Origin of the sequence: Streptomyces albospinus (assembly GCF_014648695.1) — a bacterium.
GTDB classification, from domain to species: Bacteria; Actinomycetota; Actinomycetes; order Streptomycetales; family Streptomycetaceae; genus Streptomyces; species Streptomyces albospinus.
The window spans coordinates 1-1,393 of the sequence record NZ_BMRP01000133.1; the positions used below are offsets into that span (position 1 = coordinate 1).

Annotated in this window: 1 protein-coding gene and 2 pseudogenes; 2 read left to right on the forward strand and 1 reads right to left on the reverse strand. The window is 69.1% G+C overall.

The window, feature by feature from the left end; genetic code table 11:
- Positions 1 to 122: 122 nt before the first annotated feature.
- Both IEZ17_RS43715 and IEZ17_RS41605 read left to right on the forward strand, forming a co-directional pair.
- Positions 123 to 337: pseudogene (locus tag IEZ17_RS43715) on the forward strand (NF041680 family putative transposase); the annotation flags it as partial.
- A 274-nt stretch (positions 338 to 611) separates the two neighbouring features.
- A complete protein-coding gene (locus IEZ17_RS41605) occupies positions 612 to 1,037 on the forward strand; it encodes a DUF4267 domain-containing protein (protein ID WP_189308827.1) in 426 nt (141 codons plus the stop codon).
- On the opposite strand, the pseudogene IEZ17_RS41610 reads toward IEZ17_RS41605, so the two are convergent.
- Positions 1,034 to 1,342, reverse strand: a pseudogene (locus IEZ17_RS41610) (transposase); the annotation flags it as partial. The gene IEZ17_RS41605 and the pseudogene IEZ17_RS41610 sit on opposite strands and share 4 nt — an antisense overlap.
- Positions 1,343 to 1,393: the final 51 nt, after the last annotated feature.

The following is a 1,393-nucleotide window of genomic DNA, read 5'->3' on the forward strand; positions in this document are numbered from 1 at the left end:
AGGCCGCAGGGGCACCTACTTCCGCGACCCCGACGGACATCTCATGGAACTCCTCACCCCGGGCGGCACCGGGTCGTGAGGCCGACGGCGGCTCAGCGGATCACGGCTTCGCTGGTGGCGGGATCGCGTTCGTAGTCGCGACCGACGCGGTGATGTGCGCGGACGGTCCGGTGACGTCACCGGTCGACCTGACGCTGCTGCCCGAACACCGACGGGGCACGGCGGGCCGTACGGCGATCTCAACCGGGGCCGCATCGACGTCGACCGGCTGCGTGTGCTGCCGGCCGGGCTGCCACAGCCGCACTCTCCGGACGGCCGACTGGTCCTGGCCGTCGACTCGCCCCGTCGGGGTGAGCCCGACAGGGCTTCGGATCACTGACCCCGCGGGCCGACGCCGCGCCGGTGGCGCACAATCCCCACTCCCCGGGCGGCAGCCGACCACCGAAATCCCGACATCCGGGAATGCAGCTGCCGCTCAGATCCCACAACGGCGATCCCGACAAACCACGCCCCTCGATCAGCCGCGTCCGCGCGGCCTGATCAGGCCCCACACGACTCAGCAAGCTCCACGAAGCTCACCAAGCCGACGAAGACTCGCAAGGAGAAGAACGATGTCGCTGAAGAAGATCAACACCGTCCTGGCCGCCGCCTTCATCTTCTTCATCCTCTGGTTCGGGACGGAGTACATCCTGAGCCCGGAGACGACGGCACCGGGCTACGGCCTGCCGAGCTGGCCGTCCGGCGACGGCGACGGCTTCCTGATCGTCAAGGGAATCCGCGACGTCGTCCTGGCCCTGGTCCTGGGCATCCTGCTGGTGACCGGCCACCGCCGGGCGCTGGGCTGGGCGCTGCTGGTGGAAGCCCTCGCCGCGTACGGCGACATGACCAACGTGCTGGCCCACCACGGCTCCGTGGCCACCGCGCTCGGCGTCCACTGCCTGACCGCGACACTGATGGTGGTCAACGGCCTGCTGATAATGCGCGAGACCGGCAAGGTCGCGGCCGCTCCGGCAACGCCCGCCCCGCAGCCCGCCTAGGGCGTTTCTGATGGCTCTTGGACGGTGTCGCGGAGCCAGATGACGATCGCTGCGACGGCGAGGGTGCCGTTGAAGATGTAGTCACGTTTGTCGTACCTGCTGGCCACTGCGCGGTACTGCTTCCATTTGCTGACGCACCGCTCGACGGCACTGCGGTGACGGTACTGGGTCTTGTCGAAGGCCGGAGGGCGTCCGCCGGCCCGACCCTTGCGCCGGCGCTTGGCCCGCTGGTCATCGGGCTGGGCAATGGTCGCCTTGATCCCCCGCCGTCGCAGATAAGCACGGTTGTCGTAGCTGGAGTACGCCTAATGGGACGTGAAGGGCGGTGAGCGAGCCCGGTTCCTCACCCTCCCGGG